Origin of the sequence: Sphingomonas endolithica (genome assembly GCF_025231525.1) — a bacterium.
In the GTDB taxonomy this organism is placed as follows: Bacteria; Pseudomonadota; Alphaproteobacteria; order Sphingomonadales; family Sphingomonadaceae; genus Sphingomonas; species Sphingomonas endolithica.
In genome coordinates, this window is record NZ_CP103057.1 from 3,856,750 (window position 1) to 3,874,038 (window position 17,289).

General features: G+C 63.3%; 23 protein-coding genes and 2 tRNA genes. 11 read left to right on the forward strand and 14 right to left on the reverse strand.

The features are described from left to right. Positions 1-4: 4 nt before the first annotated feature. From NV382_RS18270 to aroA, 6 genes are all read right to left on the reverse strand, one after another. Positions 5-1,501, reverse strand: a complete 1,497-nt coding sequence (locus NV382_RS18270) for an ABC transporter substrate-binding protein (RefSeq protein WP_260598218.1) — start codon at positions 1,499-1,501, stop codon at positions 5-7. Positions 1,502-1,572: 71 nt separating this feature from the next. Beyond that, positions 1,573-1,658: transfer RNA gene (locus tag NV382_RS18275), tRNA-Leu, on the reverse strand. A gap of 52 nt (positions 1,659-1,710) precedes the next feature. Next, on the reverse strand, positions 1,711-1,992 hold the full coding sequence (gene ihfB, locus NV382_RS18280) for an integration host factor subunit beta (RefSeq protein WP_260598220.1): 282 nt from the start codon (positions 1,990-1,992) through the stop codon (positions 1,711-1,713). 178 nt (positions 1,993-2,170) lie between these two features. Beyond that, entirely contained in the window at positions 2,171-3,901 is a 1,731-nt protein-coding gene (rpsA, locus tag NV382_RS18285; RefSeq protein WP_260598221.1) for a 30S ribosomal protein S1, read from the reverse strand. Positions 3,902-4,277: 376 nt separating this feature from the next. Continuing rightward, a complete protein-coding gene (gene cmk / locus NV382_RS18290; RefSeq protein WP_260598223.1) occupies positions 4,278-4,937 on the reverse strand; it encodes a (d)CMP kinase in 660 nt (219 codons plus the stop codon). Between the two features lie 64 nt (positions 4,938-5,001). Beyond that, on the reverse strand, positions 5,002-6,339 hold the full coding sequence (gene aroA / locus NV382_RS18295) for a 3-phosphoshikimate 1-carboxyvinyltransferase (protein WP_260598225.1): 1,338 nt from the start codon (positions 6,337-6,339) through the stop codon (positions 5,002-5,004). Positions 6,340-6,442: 103 nt separating this feature from the next. Between aroA and NV382_RS18300 the strand changes: the two genes are divergently transcribed. Both NV382_RS18300 and NV382_RS18305 read left to right on the forward strand, forming a co-directional pair. After that, entirely contained in the window at positions 6,443-6,760 is a 318-nt protein-coding gene (locus NV382_RS18300; protein WP_260600477.1) for an FYDLN acid domain-containing protein, read from the forward strand. A 92-nt stretch (positions 6,761-6,852) separates the two neighbouring features. Next, a tRNA-Ala gene (locus NV382_RS18305) sits at positions 6,853-6,928 on the forward strand. Positions 6,929-7,077: 149 nt separating this feature from the next. Here NV382_RS18305 and NV382_RS18310 read toward each other — a convergent pair. Beyond that, positions 7,078-7,659 (reverse strand): hypothetical protein, encoded by a 582-nt coding sequence (locus NV382_RS18310; RefSeq protein WP_260598226.1) that lies wholly within the window; start codon positions 7,657-7,659, stop codon positions 7,078-7,080. A gap of 511 nt (positions 7,660-8,170) precedes the next feature. Between NV382_RS18310 and NV382_RS18315 the strand changes: the two genes are divergently transcribed. Then, positions 8,171-9,223, forward strand: coding sequence for a virulence RhuM family protein (locus NV382_RS18315; RefSeq protein WP_260598227.1), 1,053 nt, complete (start codon positions 8,171-8,173; stop codon positions 9,221-9,223). Between the two features lie 25 nt (positions 9,224-9,248). On the opposite strand, the gene NV382_RS18320 is transcribed toward NV382_RS18315, so the two are convergent. From NV382_RS18320 to NV382_RS18350, 7 genes are all read right to left on the reverse strand, one after another. Then, entirely contained in the window at positions 9,249-9,716 is a 468-nt protein-coding gene (locus NV382_RS18320) for a hypothetical protein (protein WP_260598228.1), read from the reverse strand. A 112-nt stretch (positions 9,717-9,828) separates the two neighbouring features. Next, positions 9,829-10,071, reverse strand: coding sequence for a hypothetical protein (locus NV382_RS18325; RefSeq protein ID WP_260598229.1), 243 nt, complete (start codon positions 10,069-10,071; stop codon positions 9,829-9,831). Next, entirely contained in the window at positions 10,071-10,487 is a 417-nt protein-coding gene (locus NV382_RS18330) for a hypothetical protein (protein ID WP_260598230.1), read from the reverse strand. The genes NV382_RS18325 and NV382_RS18330 overlap by 1 nt, the downstream gene beginning before the upstream one ends. A 187-nt stretch (positions 10,488-10,674) precedes the next feature. Beyond that, a complete protein-coding gene (locus tag NV382_RS18335) occupies positions 10,675-10,926 on the reverse strand; it encodes a hypothetical protein (RefSeq protein ID WP_260598231.1) in 252 nt (83 codons plus the stop codon). Continuing rightward, on the reverse strand, positions 10,923-11,564 hold the full coding sequence (locus tag NV382_RS18340) for a hypothetical protein (RefSeq protein WP_260598233.1): 642 nt from the start codon (positions 11,562-11,564) through the stop codon (positions 10,923-10,925). Before NV382_RS18340 ends, NV382_RS18335 begins: the two co-directional genes overlap by 4 nt. Before the next feature lie 3 nt (positions 11,565-11,567). Continuing rightward, positions 11,568-12,074 (reverse strand): hypothetical protein, encoded by a 507-nt coding sequence (locus tag NV382_RS18345; RefSeq protein WP_260598234.1) that lies wholly within the window; start codon positions 12,072-12,074, stop codon positions 11,568-11,570. A gap of 2 nt (positions 12,075-12,076) precedes the next feature. After that, positions 12,077-12,385: a hypothetical protein gene (locus NV382_RS18350; RefSeq protein WP_260598236.1), complete on the reverse strand. Its 309-nt coding sequence runs from the start codon at positions 12,383-12,385 to the stop codon at positions 12,077-12,079. A 165-nt stretch (positions 12,386-12,550) separates the two neighbouring features. Here NV382_RS18350 and NV382_RS18355 point away from each other — a divergent pair, with 165 nt between their 5' ends. The 8 genes from NV382_RS18355 (at position 12,551) to NV382_RS18390 (ending at position 16,780) form a co-directional block, all read left to right on the forward strand. Beyond that, complete coding sequence (locus NV382_RS18355; protein ID WP_260600478.1) at positions 12,551-12,766, forward strand: helix-turn-helix domain-containing protein; 216 nt, start codon at positions 12,551-12,553, stop codon at positions 12,764-12,766. Between the two features lie 243 nt (positions 12,767-13,009). Then, positions 13,010-13,384, forward strand: coding sequence for a thermonuclease family protein (locus tag NV382_RS18360; protein WP_260598237.1), 375 nt, complete (start codon positions 13,010-13,012; stop codon positions 13,382-13,384). Between the two features lie 76 nt (positions 13,385-13,460). Continuing rightward, entirely contained in the window at positions 13,461-14,264 is an 804-nt protein-coding gene (locus NV382_RS18365; protein ID WP_260598239.1) for a HipA family kinase, read from the forward strand. After that, on the forward strand, positions 14,261-15,103 hold the full coding sequence (locus NV382_RS18370) for a DUF3037 domain-containing protein (RefSeq protein ID WP_260598241.1): 843 nt from the start codon (positions 14,261-14,263) through the stop codon (positions 15,101-15,103). The genes NV382_RS18365 and NV382_RS18370 overlap by 4 nt, the downstream gene beginning before the upstream one ends. Before the next feature lie 33 nt (positions 15,104-15,136). Further along, positions 15,137-15,385, forward strand: coding sequence for a hypothetical protein (locus NV382_RS18375; protein WP_260598243.1), 249 nt, complete (start codon positions 15,137-15,139; stop codon positions 15,383-15,385). Beyond that, on the forward strand, positions 15,382-15,618 hold the full coding sequence (locus tag NV382_RS18380) for a hypothetical protein (RefSeq protein WP_260598245.1): 237 nt from the start codon (positions 15,382-15,384) through the stop codon (positions 15,616-15,618). The genes NV382_RS18375 and NV382_RS18380 overlap by 4 nt, the downstream gene beginning before the upstream one ends. Positions 15,619-15,806: 188 nt before the next feature. Then, positions 15,807-16,322 (forward strand): hypothetical protein, encoded by a 516-nt coding sequence (locus NV382_RS18385; RefSeq protein ID WP_260598246.1) that lies wholly within the window; start codon positions 15,807-15,809, stop codon positions 16,320-16,322. Between the two features lie 161 nt (positions 16,323-16,483). Next, entirely contained in the window at positions 16,484-16,780 is a 297-nt protein-coding gene (locus tag NV382_RS18390) for an immunity 53 family protein (protein ID WP_260598248.1), read from the forward strand. Positions 16,781-17,289: the final 509 nt, after the last annotated feature.

Genomic DNA, 17,289 nt, shown 5'->3' on the forward strand with positions numbered 1-17,289 from the left:
TTGCTCAATTGGGGGCGTTACGGAGATGATTCAACGGGTGCCAGGCACGCGGGTTCCCCTGCCACGCCGTGAGCCGCCCGGCGACCAGCGACCAGCGTAGCGGCCGGGCGAGCGGGATGTACGCGGCATCGGCGTCCAGAGCGACATCGGCCTCGGCGATCCACTGCGCACGCGAGGCGCCGTCGGGGGCCGCGCGTGCCGCTTCGATCGCGGCGCTCGCCGCCTCGCCGCACGGCGCGCAGGCGGTGGCGAGATACCAGCGCGCGCTATCATACGGGGCCACCGCGTCGATCAGGCGGAGATCGGCCTGCGCGTCGGGCGCGACGCGCAGCGGCCGGATGCCGATCGCGATCAGGCTGCGCCCGATCGCTGCGTACAACAAGGTGCCGCCCGGACCCGCCGGCAATGCGATGCGCAGGGCAAGCGGTTCCGGATGTGCGGCGCGCCAGCTTGCCACCATGTCTCGCGCCGCCTGCACGCGCGCCGATGAAGCGGCAGGGGCCCAGGCGGGGATGGTCGGCGGCGCCGCGGAATCGAGTTGCTCCGGCAGCAACTGGGTAACCGACGACCAATCGGGCAGGATCGCGCCGGTCACCGCGCCGCGATCGATCGCCGCGGCGAGCGCGGCACGATTTGTCGGATCGGCCAGGAAGCCTTGCCGGTTCGCCACCACAAGCCCGAACAGCCCGGCTGCAGGATCGATGCGGCGGTTGGCAGGCGCAATCCGTGCCTGTGCCAGCAGCGGCCAATCGGCGACCGTGCCCCCGGCCACCAGATCGGATTTGCCCGCGGCAAAGCGCACGATCGCCATCGCTGCACGTTCGGCGATCAGGCGGACGTCGTCGTCGGGCGCATCGGCCTCGATCTCGTCCGGCGAGCGCGTCGGATCCACGCCGTGCCGGAGCAGGGCGCCGCTGCGTGTGCGGCTGACGATGCGCAAAGGGCCGCTGCCGCCGGGGGGGCGGGTACGGAAGATCGCCAGTTCGGGCTGCGCGAATAATTTCAGCAGATCGGGCCGTGGTCGGTTCAACCGCACCTCGATCACTTCGGGAGTCATCTCGACGATCTCGTCGATTGCGCTGAGGAACGGCCGCAACGGGTTGCGCGATGGCTGGGCGAGCTGTCGCTTGAGCACGGCCACGACCTGCGTCGCGGTCACCGGCTGCCCATCGGCCCATTCGGCGTCGCGCAGGCGAAAGATGTAGCTCATGCCATCGTCGATCACTGTCCAACGCTCGGCGATGCCCGGCTCGATCTGGCCGGCGGCATCGAAGCGCACCAGGCCCTGCGCGCTGGCATCCATCATCACGCGCGCGGCAAAGCCCTGCGGCCCCCGCGCCGGATCACGCAGCGTCAGATCGCCACCGATCGCGCTGACCACGACTTCGCCCGCATCGCGCCAGCGATCACAGGCCGTGGTGATCAGCAGCAAGGCGGCAAAAGATGCGGTACGGCGCCAGGGTAGGGAGCCGCGAGGGGCGCAGCGGATGCCGATCATCATCCGTCCACCCTGCCAGTCGCAAGGCCGGGGCGCCACCGGCATCGGCCGCCGACGGGATTGCTGTCGCATGGTGGTGCGGACGGCGGGACTCGAACCCGCACGCCTCGAAAGGCAGAAGATTTTAAGTCTCCGGCGTCTACCATTCCGCCACGTCCGCTTGAGCGCTCTCGTGGCGCGGAGAGTGCCTCGCCGTCAACCGCTACGACGCATCAATCGACGTTCAGGCGCGCGCGCATTTCCTTGCCGGGCTTGAAATAGGGCACGCGCTTGGCCTCGACATCCACCGTCTCGCCGGTGCGCGGGTTGCGGCCGGTGCGGGCATCGCGGGCGCGGGTGGAAAAGGCGCCGAAGCCGCGCAGCTCCACGCGACCATCCTGCGCCAGGCGCTTGCTGATCTCGTCGAAGAAGGTGCCGACGATCGCCTCGATGTCGCGCGCCGACAGATCTGGATTTTCCAGCGACAGCCGCTCGACGAGCTCGGATCGGATCATCTGGTTGCCCCCACAAGGCTGTTACGGCGCGGCCGCATCGTACATCCCCCACGGATGTTAGCCGCCTATATATTGATCTTGCTCAATATAACAGGGCGCGTGAGAGTTAATATTTGTTAGAAACGCAAATGGCGGAAGGGCATCGCCCTCCCGCCACCTGCTTCAGCCTGACAAGAGCTTACTTCTTGTCGGTGTTCTGTGCCTTGAGCGCTGCACCCAGGATGTCGCCCAGCGATGCGCCCGAGTCGGACGAACCGTACTGCGCCACGGCCTGCTTCTCTTCGGAGATCTGCATCGCCTTGATCGAGAAGGTCGGCTTCTTGGACCGGTCGAAACCGGTGACCATCGCGTCGAACTTCTGTGCGACCTGGAAACGCTCCGGACGCTGCTCGTCGCGGTCGCGGCCGAGATCGGTGCGCTTGATGAAGCCCGTCGCGCCGTCGTCGCCGACCTGCACTTCGAGGCCCGCATCGCGGACTTCCAGAACCGTGACCGTGACGATCTGGTTCTTGTTGAGGCCCGAACCCGCTGCCGTCGTGCCGCCTGCGGCAACGCCGCCGGCTGCCGGAGCGCCACGCTCGAGCTGCTTCATGCCAAGCGAGATGCGCTCCTTCTCGGCATCGATATCGAGCACGATGGCCTGAACCGTCTCACCCTTGCGATGCAGGTTGAGCGCGTCCTCGCCCGAAACGCCCCAGGCGATGTCGGACATGTGGACCATGCCGTCGACATCGTTGTCGAGGCCGATGAACAGGCCGAATTCGGTTGCGTTCTTGACTTCGCCTTCGACGGTCGAACCGATCGGATGCGCTTCGAGGAAGGCATCCCACGGATTGGCCTGCGCCTGCTTGAGGCCGAGGCTGATGCGGCGCTTGTCCGAATCGACTTCGAGCACGATGACTTCGACTTCCTGCGAGGTCGAGACGATCTTGCCCGGATGGACGTTCTTCTTGGTCCAGGACATTTCCGACACATGGACCAGGCCTTCGATGCCCGGCTCGAGCTCGACGAACGCACCATATTCGGTGATGTTCGTGACGCGGCCCGACAGCTTGGCGCCGATCGGGTACTTCGCCATCGCGCCATCCCACGGATCGCTCTCGAGCTGCTTCATGCCGAGCGAGATACGCTGCGTGTCCTTGTTGATGCGAATGATCTGCACCTTCACGACATCGCCGATGTTCAGCACTTCGCTCGGGTGACCGACGCGCTTGTAGCTGAGATCGGTGACGTGCAGCAGGCCGTCGATGCCGCCCAAGTCAACGAACGCACCGTAATCGGTGATGTTCTTGACCACGCCGTCGATGATCTGGCCTTCAGCGAGGCTCAGGATCAGGCCCGAACGCTGCTCGGCGCGCGTCTCTTCGAGGATCGCACGTCGCGACACGACGATGTTGCCGCGCTTGCGGTCCATCTTCAGGATCTGGAAGGGCTGCGGGATGTCCATCAGCGGGGTCACGTCGCGGACCGGGCGGATATCGACCTGCGAACCGGGCAGGAACGCCACGGCGCCGTTCAGGTCGACGGTGAAGCCACCCTTCACGCGGCCGAAGATCGTGCCTTCGACGCGGGCGGTCTTGGTGAATTCGGTTTCCAGCTTGTCCCAGGCGGCTTCGCGGCGAGCGCGGTCGCGCGACAGCATCGCTTCGCCGTGGATGTTCTCGACGCGGTCGACATAGACTTCGACTTCGTCACCGATCTTCAGATCGGCCTTCTGGCCCGGCGCTGCGAATTCGCGCAGCGGCACGCGGCCTTCCGACTTCAAGCCGACGTCGATGACGGCAAGGTCGTTCTCAATTCCGGTAACGGTACCCTTGACGACACGGCCTTCGAAGCTGTCGGCGCCGCCGAACTGCTCGTCGAGCATGGCTGCGAAATCGTCACGGGTGGGATGTGCCTGAGTGGCCATAAAGAGGGATCGTCCTAAGTCTAGTTTCCGGCCAGCCGGTTGTTTCCGGCGGTCTTGGCCAAAACGCCGCGGCGGCCGAGTGCCGGTCGCGGCATCCGTATCGGTACGATGACAAGAAGGGCCCCGCGAATGCGAAAAAGGCGCGAGAGCATACCTCCGCGCCGTCCCTCCGTTGAGCAAAGCCCGCCGGACGGAGACAGCATTAACGCAAGAAGGAGGAAATTGCAAGGTGAGAGCAGGGGGCTGAGAGTGCAGCCCGGCAATCAGGGCAGCTCCCCGGCGAAGGCCGGGGCCCAGTGGCGGAACATGCGTTGGCAGGCACGACGCCGGTTACATCGGCCATCCCGACTGGACCCCGGCCTCCGCCGGGGAACTGCTACGATGATGTGGAGCGATGCGCCTCCCGCTCAGCCTTCAACGAAACCTGCCGCTCCACCAATTCGATCGCGCGCTGCACCGATGCATCGATCGACAGGAAGCTGGTGTCCAGCAGCGCGGCGTCCTGCGCCGCCACCAGTGGCGCTGTGCTGCGCGTCGAGTCGCGCAAGTCGCGGGCGCCTATATCGGCGAGCACCTTGTCCAGGCTGACCGCTGATCCCTTGTCGCGCAGTTCGGCGTGGCGGCGCTTGGCGCGAATCGATGGCGTGGCGCGGATGAACAATTTGGCGTCGGCATCCGGCGCGATCACCGTGCCGATGTCGCGCCCATCGAGCACCGCACCCCCTGGCTGGTTGGCGAAGCGGCGCTGGCGGTGGAACAATGCCGCGCGCACCAGCGGGTGCGCCGACACGATCGAGGCGAGCTTGCCGACCTCGTCGGTGCGCAGCACGGGATCTTCGAGCAGCGCGTCGTCGAAATCACATGCCGCGACGGCATCGGCTTCGACGGCGTGGTCGAGCTCCATCCGGGTGACGCTTTCGGCCACCGCGCGGTACAGCAGCCCGGTGTCGAGCTGCGGCAGCTTGTAGTGGCGCGCCAGGGCGCGGGCGATGGTGCCCTTGCCCGATGCGGCGGGTCCGTCGACGGCGATGATCATGCCGCCACCATGTGACGGTGCGCGGGCAGGTCAACCCCAAAGGCGTGGCGGGCGGAGGCGATGTTCATGCGATGCTGGCGCCGAGCCGGGCCATCAGCGCGAGGAAATCCGGAAAGCTCGTCGCGATCGGCGCTGCATCGTCGATCCGCACGCCCTGCGTCGATACCAGCCCCGCGACGATGAAGCTCATCGCGATGCGGTGGTCGAGCGCGACGGCGACGGCCTCGGCACTGCCCGCGAGCGGCGCGCCGCCGCTGCCCTCGATCGTTAGGCCATCCTCATGTTCGGTGACCGTCACGCCGATCTGCGTCAGGCCGCGTTCCATCAGGGCGATACGGTCCGATTCCTTCACCCGCAATTCATGCGCACCGCGTGCCACCGTGCGCCCGGCGGCGCAGGCAGCGGCGACGAACAGCACCGGATATTCGTCGATCATGCTCGGCGCCAGCTCGGCCGGCACCTCGATCCCGGCCAGCGCCGCGTGCCGCACGCGCAGGTCGGCGACCGGCTCGCCACCGACGAGTCGCGGGTCGAGCTCGACGATGTCCGCGCCCATCATGCGCAGCGCCGTGTAGATGCCCGCCCGGGTCGGATTGAGACCGACATTGGTGACCACCACATCCGATCCCGGCACGATCGTGGCGGCGACGACCAGGAAGGCGGCGGAGGAGGGATCGCCCGGCACGACGATATGCTGCGGCCTGAGTTCGGCCTCGCCGGTCAGCGAGATGACCCGCCCGGCATCGCTTTCCTCGACCGTCAGGTGCGCGCCGAACCCGGCCAGCATCCGTTCGCTATGATCGCGCGTCGCTACCGGCTCGATCACGCGCGTGATTCCCGGCGTGTTGAGCCCGGCGAGCAGGATCGCCGACTTCACCTGCGCCGATGCGACCGGCAGCGTGTACTCGATCGGCACTGCCGGGCTGATGCCGCGCACCATCAGCGGCAGGCGCCCGCCCGGGCTGGCGGTGATGTCGGCGCCCATGCGCGACAGCGGCTCGATCACGCGCCCCATCGGCCGGCCCGACAAGGATGCGTCGCCGACGAACGTCGCGGTGATGTCGTGGCTCGCGACCAGCCCCATCAGCAGCCGTGTCGAGGTGCCCGAATTGCCCATGTCGAGCGCCTGGGCGGGCTGCATCAGACCACCCACGCCGACGCCGTGTACGCGCCACACGCCGTCCTCGCCGCGCTCGATCTGCGCGCCCATCGCCCGCATCGCAGCCGCCGTGGCGAGCACGTCCTCGCCCTCCAGCAGCCCCTCGACGCGGCTTTCGCCCACCGCCAGCGCCGACAGCATCAATGCGCGGTGGCTGATCGACTTGTCGCCCGGCACGGTCACCTGCCCCGAAAGGGGGCCAGAGGGCAGGACGTCGAGCGGGCGGGATGTTGGGTGCGACATGCGGCCGGGCTTTTGACAGTGCGCTTGTGCTATGGCAAGGCGCGCCCCACTTTGCAGGCATCCCCCGCAAAACCCCGATATGTTGAAAGGTTCAACCAAGGCTATGGTCAAGGCCGAATGGGGCACGAAGAGAACGTGCCCGAAATGCGCAACGCGCTTCTACGATCTGGGCAAGGAAGATCCGGTCACCTGCATCGAATGCAGCTCGACCTGGACGCCTGAGCCGATCCTGAAATCCAAGCAGCCCCTGCCGTTCGAGCAGGCCAAGCCCGATCTGGTCAAGAAGGACGACGATCTCGCCGGCGACGACGAGGATATCGACACCGGTGAAGACGAAGAGCCCTCGCCCGACGACGAGGTCGATCTGGGCGGTGACGACGATCTCGGCGTGGAAACGCCGGTCGACCAGGACGAGCATTGAGTTAATTGGCAGGCGGCCCTCGTGGCCGCTTGCCAAAGCGGCGGTGCCTCTTTAGGGGCAGCGCCTTGCCGGGGCCAACCAGCCCGGCAGATGGGGCCGTAGCTCAGCTGGGAGAGCGTTCGCATGGCATGCGAAAGGTCAGGGGTTCGATCCCCCTCGGCTCCACCATCATACCGTTGCTAAGTCGTTGTGACTACCCGACTAAACCGTTCGCCGGTAAAGCGGTGTCCCACACCATGTCCCACACCGGGAGTTGATCGACGGTGAACGTCGGCGGTCGTCAGCGATCATAGCTGCGGTGCGTAAGCAAATCGCCACTACGCCCAAGCGGCCCACTCGCCAGCAATCTCAGGTAGCCCTCGGTCGCTGGCAAGGCGCCCGATCCCCGCGCCGAAGCCTTGTGCTGTGAGTTCTCGCGCAGGGACGACAAGATGGATGTGGTTCGCTGCACGGCTGCCGGCATGCGCCGGAACATGGGCCACTAGAATCACGGCCAATCGTCTTTCGGTTGCGAAGCGCTGATGCGCGAAGCTCCTGACCCGCTCCCAATGAACATGCATCGGTTTGGGTCCGCGCAGCCGGATCGTGATCACGAGGGCCAGGTTCTTGAGGTCGGGTAACGCCGTCGCCTCGTAACGCTCGCACAGCACCCGCGGATCGTAAAGGTCGTCGACTGCTGACGGCGGCAACAGCACGTCATCTCTCCAGCATGACCGCTCCCACGCTTCGCCGGGGATCTCACGCTTCATGGGCTGCAGCTTGGTTTGCACGAAGGCCGGCAGACTGTTGGTCGTATCGTCGAGCTGTCTGCGCAGGACGCCCCAGCCGATGTCTGGGTGCGCCGGATCATGGACAGGGATGTAAGCGGTCCCACGGATTACTCTTCTTACGTTCTTCATTTCGGCTCTCCAGCCGACGCGTCGACCGCGCTTGCGTCGACACTATTTCATATCTTCGCGCGGTCCAGCCGCTGCCCTCCTTCGTAATCCTTAGCGGTGTGGACGCCGTCCACGAATCAGGCCCAGCATCGGCGCGCTGACTTTTGAACACCAAGCAAACGGTGTCGATGGAACGCAGCTCAAGAACATAACCAGACCGCAACTAGGACGGGAACTCGTGGCCTATTGGACCCCAATTTCGCCGAGGGAAGCCCGCCAGAGCGCCGATATGGCGGCTTGGGTCTTCAGGCAGCCAAATTAATGCAAAACGGCCCAGCGAGGCTCTATTGCGGAACAGGGTTAATTCGGCCATAACGCAAAAGCCGCGCAGGGGTGGTCTAGACCCCGCACGCGGCTTTTGGTGAAGCAACGATCCTGTCTGGAGGAGCGCTGCCGTGGTTCGCGAATCTTCTACTCGTAGTTGAATCGCCGGTCAAGGCTCCTCCCAACAGGGACATAAGGAAGCCGTTATATGACCATCCAGACCGTTCCCGATGCTGAAAAGTCAGCAGTCGATATCCAGAAATTCTTAAAGAAAATCCGTAAAGTGACGGCGGCCGCAAACGAAGCTGCACGTCAGATCGAGATGGAGCTTATGCGCTTCGATGGCGAGAACGCGTCCATCGACTTCAATGTCGACTGGTCACACGAAACGGTGTGGGCCAGCCAGAAGCAGATGGCTGATCTGTTTGGCAAGGAGGTGCCGACGATCAACGAGCACCTAGCCGGGCTGTATCAGTCGGGCGAGTTCGAGCGAGCGGCAACTGTTAGGAATTTCCGAATAGTTCGATTGGAGGGCGCTCGCTCGGTCGCGCGCGAAATCGAGCACTACAATCTCGACGTTATCCTGGTGGTCGGATACCGGGTTAACGGCGAGAAGGCCGCCCAATTCCGCAAATGGGCTAACGGCGTCCTCAAGCGCTACATCACCGATGGCTTCGCACTCGATGGCGAGCGCCTTCGTCAGGATGGGGCAGCACTAAAAGCGCTGGCCGCCGAAGTCCGCGCCCTACGGTCCGAAGAGATATCCATATACGAGGCGGTGCGAGACTGCTTCAAGATAGCATCTACCGACTACGACAAGGATGATCCGGCGGTGCGATCGTTCTACGCGAAACTGCAGGACAAGTTCCTGTTCGCGATCACGGGGAAGATTGCCTCCGAAATCATCTTGGATCGCGCCGATGCGACCAAATCCAACATGGGTGTAGTCGCGTGCAAAAAGGACGTGCCGACACTTCAGGAGGCGAAGATCGGCAAGAGCTATCTCGCGCGCGAAGAAATCTACGTCCTTCACATTCTGTGCGAACAATTCCTACTTTACGCGGAAAGCAAGGCCATCCGGGGACAATCCATGACCATGGCGGCGCTTTCCGCCAAGCTCGACCGGCTGCTCGAAACTAACGAGTATGCCGTGTTTCCCGGGTATGGTCGGGACTTTTTGAAAGACCGTGCCATGGAACATGCGGCGATCGAGTTCCGCCGTTGGGAAGCGAGCCGTCGAGCAAAGCGGCTCGCCGCGTAAGGCGTGGCGGGGAGTGCGACCCCGCCTAGCTCACGAACATCGCCTCGACGATCGCTTGCATCAGCACGCCCCGTGGCACCGGCACGCTGACTGACGTGTAGCCATGGTTCGCCGCGCGCCGAGTCCCATAGAGCCCGATCCACTGCCGACCGTGCTGGCGCCACGCCCGCTGCAACGACGGCACAGGCAGTAACACGCACGTTGCCGCGGGCGCATAGGCGTAAGCGATGAAGTCGCAGGCGAGGGGCTTCTGCACCCAGCCTGGGGATTGCCGGGCCTCGTCCGACCAGCGCTCCAGCAGCACGTCGGGCCAATCCTGAGTCCGGATCTTCTCGTCCACGGTGAAGGTGCGCCCACAAGCCAGCGTCAGCAGCCGATCGATCCCGGCGCGCTGCGCCCATCCATCTTGCTCGATCGCGACGGCCGACATCAATGTCGGGAAAACCTGGCGATAGATCGGTATCCACCAATCCGGTCCATACTCCGCGGACACGTCATGACTGTCCTGGAAGCGATGGACACGCGGCCAGCCTGCCGACCGCGACCTGCGAGCGACGGGCTGGTGCTGCTTGGGCTGGGGCAATGCCGCCGGCCATGTCGCTACGTTAGTCGTGGTGTTCCTCCTGCGGTTGGACGTATTCGCTCTGGTCATCGTCATGTCCATCGATGCCCGCGATCAATTCAGCGGTAAGGCGCACCAGCGCGGCTCGGGGCAATGACGGCATGGTTGCGAGCATCGACGTTGCCGCGTCCAGGTCGTTCGGCCGGGCCCACCGACGCCGTCGCGATCGACGCCAGCCGACGCGTGCCGGTTCGGGCATGCGCATCGTGAACGAAGCGTGCGCCATCACTGCGTCCTCCGATGCTGGTCGCGGTAATATGCTTCGGTGGCAGAAGCAGCGTTGGTGGGGCCTGCAGATTGATCCGCTTGATACACCGGCTTCGTTGTCAGCATCGGACTGCCGTCGTCGGAGGGGTGCTCCCCGTGATCGAGCGCGCTTCCACCAGGGTCTGCGATTGGGCAGCCGATTTGGTATCCGTGATCTAGCCAGTGCGGCCAGAACTCGTCTTCCGCGGCTCCGCTGCCGTCCAATTCGTCGCCGTTAAGCTCAACATCCGGGTCGGTATCGATCTGGTCGAGCGTCGCGATGAGCGCCTCAATCTGTTCGCCGATCTCCAGCGCCGCGGCGGGCCTACCGATCTTCATCACCAACTCTAGTGGTGATAGCGGTTGCCCATCCGCGATGATGCGAAGGTCAAGCATCAGGCGTGCCCTCCATTGCCGAGATGGAACAGCCGCCAGTGATTGGGGCCATGGCGCTCTCGCCAGTACGTAAGCGCCAAACGAATTTCGAGGATCGTGGCGCTGGACTCGACGCCGCCCATACCGGGGGCGTTTAGCTCAAGTAGGTTGGGAGAGGCGAGTGCTCCTCCCTGTTGATGCCGCCGGCTCATGACAGCGCCTCTCCGTTCTGGCGCCGCTCGATTGCCTCTCGGACGGCTTCAACCCGTCCAGGCTTGCCAACGAGTTGCGCCATCACCGGCGTCAGTTCGTCTGCTGGGCAGTCCTGCACGACCAGCCAGAGCTTGCGGCCAGACGCTAGGGCATAGCCCCCGCCGATCGCAACGAGCGCCTGCAGCCAGGCCGCGGGTTCGAAGGCTGGAGAGGCGGAAGCCTCTGCCGGATTTGCGGGGCCGGTCATGCCGCTGCCTCCTCAGACAGACGACGCAGGTCCGCTCGAACCCCGTCCCAGAGGTCGTCGATGTATCCGAAGCCTTCACACCGCTCTGCCGCAAAATCCGCCTTCGCCAACACGGCACGGATGTCCGGTGCCGGCACCTTGACGATCAGGTGGTCCTGAGCGGCGCACCATGCCTCGAGTGCAGCATCGGCGTTGTCGGCATCACATGGGGTAGCGTCAGATTGCGCTCGTTTCGCCTGGTAGTCGGAAAGGGCCGCGTCCCACACGGCGCGATTAGGCGCGCGTATCGGAGTGGGGCGAACGTCAGTTTGGCCTAGGCAGGCTATTACTTGGCGCACAAGGCGACCGACAGTCCCTTCGGAATGCGCGGCTAGTTCCCTCAGATTGAGATTGGCAAGATCAGCCGTATTGTCCGAGCCGGACCCGATAGCACGCGCTCGGATCGCCAGATAATCGGGCGTGTTGGGCAGTTCTTCCACTCGGGCCAGCAGCTCATATGCCGATGCGCACCACGCGTTCAGGTCGTCATCGGTCGGAGCGCCTAACGCCCAAGCATCGTGACGATCGAATTCGGCAAAGAGCGAGACGATGTCGGCACGATCATCTGACATGCGGACATCGATCAACGTGTTGCTCATTGCTCAAGCCTCCCGCTCTGAGAGGTGGGCGAGATCCGAGCGGACGAACTGAAGAACGTCGTCGCTGTCGCCCTCCTCGGTCGCGATTTCTATTTTGATCATCAGGGCGGCGAGGTTGGGTGCTGGCGTTGCGTATAGGGCGGCAGCGGCGGTCCATCGCGGCTCCGAGAACGCTACGGAGTATTCACCCTCCGCGGCCTTCATGTCCTCGAAGTATGCGTTCCACTGCACGGCATCAGCGGCGTCCTTGGCCTTGTGCATATGATTGCTGCCATACTTCTCGATCAGCGGCTTCGTGCGGCGATGGTACAGGTCATAGGCGGCTTTGAGCGCGCCACGGCTGGCATCGTGCTGGTCCGCATCGCGTGCGCGGTAGTAGGCCCTCGACGCAGCGTCGAAGTCAGATCGGGGTGCGGATACCGCCAATGCGGCAACGCTGCCGGTCGCTAACAGGGCAGGGGCGACGAATGCCGCGCTAAGGACGGCGCGGCGCGTCGTTGGGTTCTCCACGACTACGCCTCCATCGCTTCAGCCAGGCTATCGACGCGCGACAGGCCCAGATGCGGTTGGAACTGATAGAAGCGGTTGGTGGACGGCTGCCACAGGGCCCAAATGTCGGGGCGACCATCGCCAGGGGTCGCGACCCGCGCCTTGACAACCAGACCCTTGATGAAGCCGACGTTGACTACCTGACCCACTTCCCAGCGCTGCTTTGCGCGAGGCGTTGCATGGCCATTGTAGAGACCGCCGCCGCCGACACGCCCCACGCGATACATGGGGTTGGCCGGACGCACGGGTGCCGGTATGGAATTGAAAGCCATAATCGTTCCTCCAGAACGTTGGTGGTCAGGCCGGTGCAGGGAGGTTGGATGCCCCGCTCCGGCCGCTTACTTCTTAGCAAGTGATCATATTATGCTCACGCATGAAAGCTTGTGTCAAGCCGCCTATGATCATAAAGTGATCGGATGAATGGTGATCAATGCCGGATGGCTCGCGCAGCCTTAAATTGGTCCATCGACGATCTGGCCGCGGCGGCATCGGTAGGACGTGCAACAGTTACTAGGTTCGAGAACGGAACTGCCGCGCGACCGGAAACCATCAAGGCAATCAGTGACGCCATTCGCGAGGCCGGCGTCACCATCATTGCAACCGGAGAACGGTCCATGAACGGCGGCCTTGGGGTCCGTCTAACCGAGGGCTGACATCCCGCCAGTTGGCTCGATCAGCTTTCCTAGATGTCTGAATACCCCTTGCGCCACAGCGACTTCGTGAAACCTGTTTGCCCGACCTTGCGCTGACGGTGGTAACGCTGGCCGAGGACTGCCTCCTATCGGGATCCGTGATTTCAACGGAGACCGACATGCCCTGTCGATCGCACCCCCATTCACTCCGCATTCGGCGCAACCTGAGCCGCGCGCCGCAATGGGAAATTCCGGAAATTGATCATGATCGCCGCCGCCTTCCTCTGCCTCGTGACTCACGTTCACGACGGTGACGGTCCCTTGTGGTGCGCCAACGGCGTGAAGGTCCGCGTCGCCGGCATTCAGGCGCCTGACTTCGAGAGCGCGGAGCCGTGCCGCAAAGGCAAGGCTGCCTATGTCTGCTCAGACAAGCAGGCCAAGCGCAGCCGCGCGATCATGAAACGCCTGGTGGTGCGCAAGACGCTCACCTGCCAGCCGGTCGACAAGTCTTACGCCCGTATCGTCGCGCGCTGCACGCTGCCGGATGGCCGTAGCCTGTCCTGCGCAGCGATCGCTGCCGGGGCTGCGACGCGGTGGGACAGCTACTGGCGGCGGTATCGGATGGGCGGGTGCGCCTAGGCAGCGTGCGCGATCTGGACACCAAGCCCTTATCGTGGCCATCTTTGTGCATGGGTCGGAAAGCACAGCGTCAAACATGATTCGATACGCCGACGCCATCCGCTTCGATCGTCTAGCCGAGCGCGGACGAAACGAACCTCTTCGTGTTACGGCCGAAACCGATCAGGGTGACGAGATCGAGGTCTTCCTAAAACCCTCAGCGCGGCCGGAGATCGGCATTGAGGGAATGGCGAACGAGATTTTCGCAGCCTGTGTCGGCAGCCACGTGGGCGTTCCGGTCTGCGAACCGATCGCTGTCCGTATGTCCTCTGACTGGATAAGCTCCGTCCAAGACCCCTTGATCCGTGACGTCCTGTCTCGAAGCTCGCCGGTCGCTTTCGGCTCGCTGGCGGCTGGCAGTGGTTGGCGCAGGTGGACCAGCGATGAGCGACTGATCGGCGAGCGAAGGGGTGCGGCATTGTCGACTTTCGTATTCGACGCCTTCATCGAAAATAGAGATCGCGTCGTCAGCAATCCGAACCTGCTAATCCGCGGCGATAGCTTCCGCGTTATCGACCACGAACTGTGCTTCAGGATCCGCCTATGTTTATTCCCTCGCGCAGAGCCGTGGCGGATGGGCTACCTGCAAAATACGGTTTCGCCCGGGGCTACTGGGCACGTCTTCGGCGCGCTGTTGAAGGCCGATCGGTATGTCGATTTCACCCCTATCCGACCAGCATGGGCGGGCTTGTCGGATGATGCGCTGAGCGACTATGCGGCCTGTCTGCCCACTGAGTGGGTAGATGCCGCCAGCGCGATCGACGATGCCTTAACGCATTTGCGGACAGTTCGTGATAGGATCGACGAGTGCCTCATGGAGATTGAACGGGCTCTGGCATGAATAGCGGCCAAACATATACATACGTCCTTCTGCGGTATCGGCACGACCCACTTGCTGGTGAGATCGCGAACGTTGGCGTTGTCATGCATTGCGCCGGCGAGGGCTTTCTCGGCGCGAAAACGCGCAGGACGATCGGGCGGCTTTCCAAGATGTTTCCTGACATCGAAAAGGCAGATCTGGTCAGCGGCCTTCATGCGATCGAACGTGGTATCTCCCGCGTCCGGGACCGCGATCTTCCCGGCCTATTCGCGCCGAGCCGTGATGCCGCAGCTTTCGCGCGCGCAGTGCTTCCCGACGATGACTCGAGCCTGATCTGGGGAGATATGGGTTCCGGGATCACTCGCGACCCAGCAACGACGATGGACAAGCTGTATGCCCGGTTCGTTGCTCAGTATGACGAAGCCACTCGTTCCGGCCGCGACGACGCCGCCGTCTGGCAGCCCGTTAGGGAGCGCTTGGTCGCGCGCAATTTAGCAGATCGGTTAGTGCCGCGGACGATCGTATCGCCAATCGACAGGGTCGAGTTTGAGCACACGTGGAAAAATGGGGCATGGCATTGCTACCAACCCCTCTCTTTCGACTTAGCGTCGGCCGACGGGATCCGTGAAAAGGCTGCGCGCTGGTCCGGGCACATGACTGGCCTGTCTCGGGCAGCGGAACAGATCCGGCCCAACTTCATCGTCGGTGCGCCATCGGATCCAGCGCTAAATGCAGATTATCGGCGCGCGATCGACCTCCTGCGCGCGAGCGCACTCGACCCGCAGGTTTTCGACGAAACCGAGGTCGACGTGATGATTGATCAAATCGAGGACAAGATCGCAACCCACGACGCGGTTTGATCGGTCGCCGCCGGCTGAGATTGGGCACGAACTATGCCACTCGATGAAGAGGACGCCGCCGGCAAGTCCTGGGCTGAAATCCTTGAGCAACGATCCCCCGAAGGCCGCGCCGTAGTGCTCCGCTTGAGCCAGGCCGAGCAGGCCGCCATTGAGGCGCAACGCCGGGTGATGAAGGCGCTCGAGGCTCACCGGGATTGTGCCGCTGAAATCGAAGCGTTTGACGCGATGTCAGCTGAAGTCGATCGGATGCGGAAGGAAGTCTATCGCATGGCGCGGCAATGACGACTGATCCCGACAACAGTCACGTAATGCCTATGTTAGCTCTTCATCTGGGCGGGCTGATGATGGCGGTCATGGGCGCAGCGGGGCTCTACTTCACGGTATTTAAGGGAATGCGCGTCCTCGACCGAAACACGGGAGGCAATTGGCCCCTGTTGGAAACCCTGCTTCTGGAGATCGGCTTGCTGCTGGCCGGGGGTGTCGCTGCGTGGTGGGGGCAAAGACCACCGAGATGACCCTAAGCGGTCGGGTCGCGGAAGATCGTAGGCATATCGGTGTCGCTCTAGAGGCGCCAAACTAGTGCGTGAAAACGACGGTGTTGCATCAGCAATTGCGCGCCTGATAGCTGAGCGCAGAACCGGTCGGTTTGGGTGCACCATAGCACAAAGGCGCCGGATTGTTCAAACCAGGAGGATCTTGCACCATGTCGCGTTCCGCAGGCGAGATAGCCATGGGCATAATCCTGCAGCCACTCCCGCTTATAATGATGGCGGTGATGTTCTACATGCTCTTCATGGTGACCAGAGCGGCAACAGCGCGCGATGGTGGCAACCTCGGCGGCGTGACGCCCGACGGCGGCAAGGTGATCTCGGTCAAAGCGACCTTCGCGGGAGTTCGCGGCATGCCCGGGCTTTTTGCCGTCGCGACCAACAATGCGAGCCCGTTATTCGCCATTGGTCCGGCAGGCATCGAATACCGCGTAATCCGGAAGCGCAAGCGAGCCTTTGCGGAAATCGAGCAAGTCGATGTTCGAACGGCTTGGCGCACGGTGAACATTGAGGTGCTGTTCCGCGGCGAGATCCTGACCTTTGCCGTTAACGTTGGCACCGAGGCGGCGGCGCGATCGACACTGGCCCTGTTCCCCGCGGCCACGCCTATGACCATGCGGGCGCGGGTGCTCTCCATCCCGAGTGAGCAGCTCTTCCCCGCGGGAGAGTGACAACGGGTTATCGGCGTGGTCGGCCAATCCGCTCCTGGGTTCTGCTTTGCCGTTCGCGAATGTCCGATTGTGGTGGGAAGCGGAACGGCGGCTTTCGGGCAGCTTGCTCCACTAAGCGGACTCTCCTTCCTGTGCGACGCACGCTGCTATAGCATTCGCGCATGGACGTTCTGGATTGGCTCGAGCGCTGGTATGAAGCGCAATGTGACGGAGACTGGGAGCACGGCTTCGGTCCGCAGATCGGCACGATCGACAACCCCGGCTGGTCAGTAAAGATCGGCCTGGCTGGCACCGATTGCGATGGCCGTGTTCTTGAGCGGATCACCCACAACTACGAGCACGAAACCGACTGGTGGACCTGCTGGACGCAAACGAATGAGTTTCATGGCGCAGGTGGCCCGTTCCACCTACGATCACTGCTTGAGGCATTTAGGGAATGGGTCACCCGCGGCCGTTGATGGTGGAAAGCGGCAATTTCGCACGAGGCGCTTCACCAATGTCCCCAATTCGGTTTAGCGATTGGTTTTAGATTTTTCACGCGAGACAAGACGAGGCGCTCAGGCGCTTGGGCATGACTCCCTTCGAGGTCAGAGCGATCCAACCTGACTGTTCCTTCCACGTCAGCAAGAAAAGCGCGATCCCAAGAATCTCCGATGGCTGGTCGATTAGCTCCTTCTCGAAGCAGTCGATCTCGGTAGCTGCCTTCAATCGCGAATGAGCCGTGTTCGCATCGAGTCGGCGAAGCCATGACCAACGGCGGAGCATCTGGGAAATCACGCGGCGGCAGCGTGACCAAGATGGTCACACGCCCAACAAGCCTTTGTCCATCACTAAAGGTTTGTGCGCTCCAACATTGGGCAAGCCGCTCGGGCGGCGTTCGCCCGCAGGAGCCCAGTTCGAGCATCAAAATTACAGGGACGAAGCAGCGCATTGGCCACTTATCTGCCACCGCAGCCATGTCGGCAAC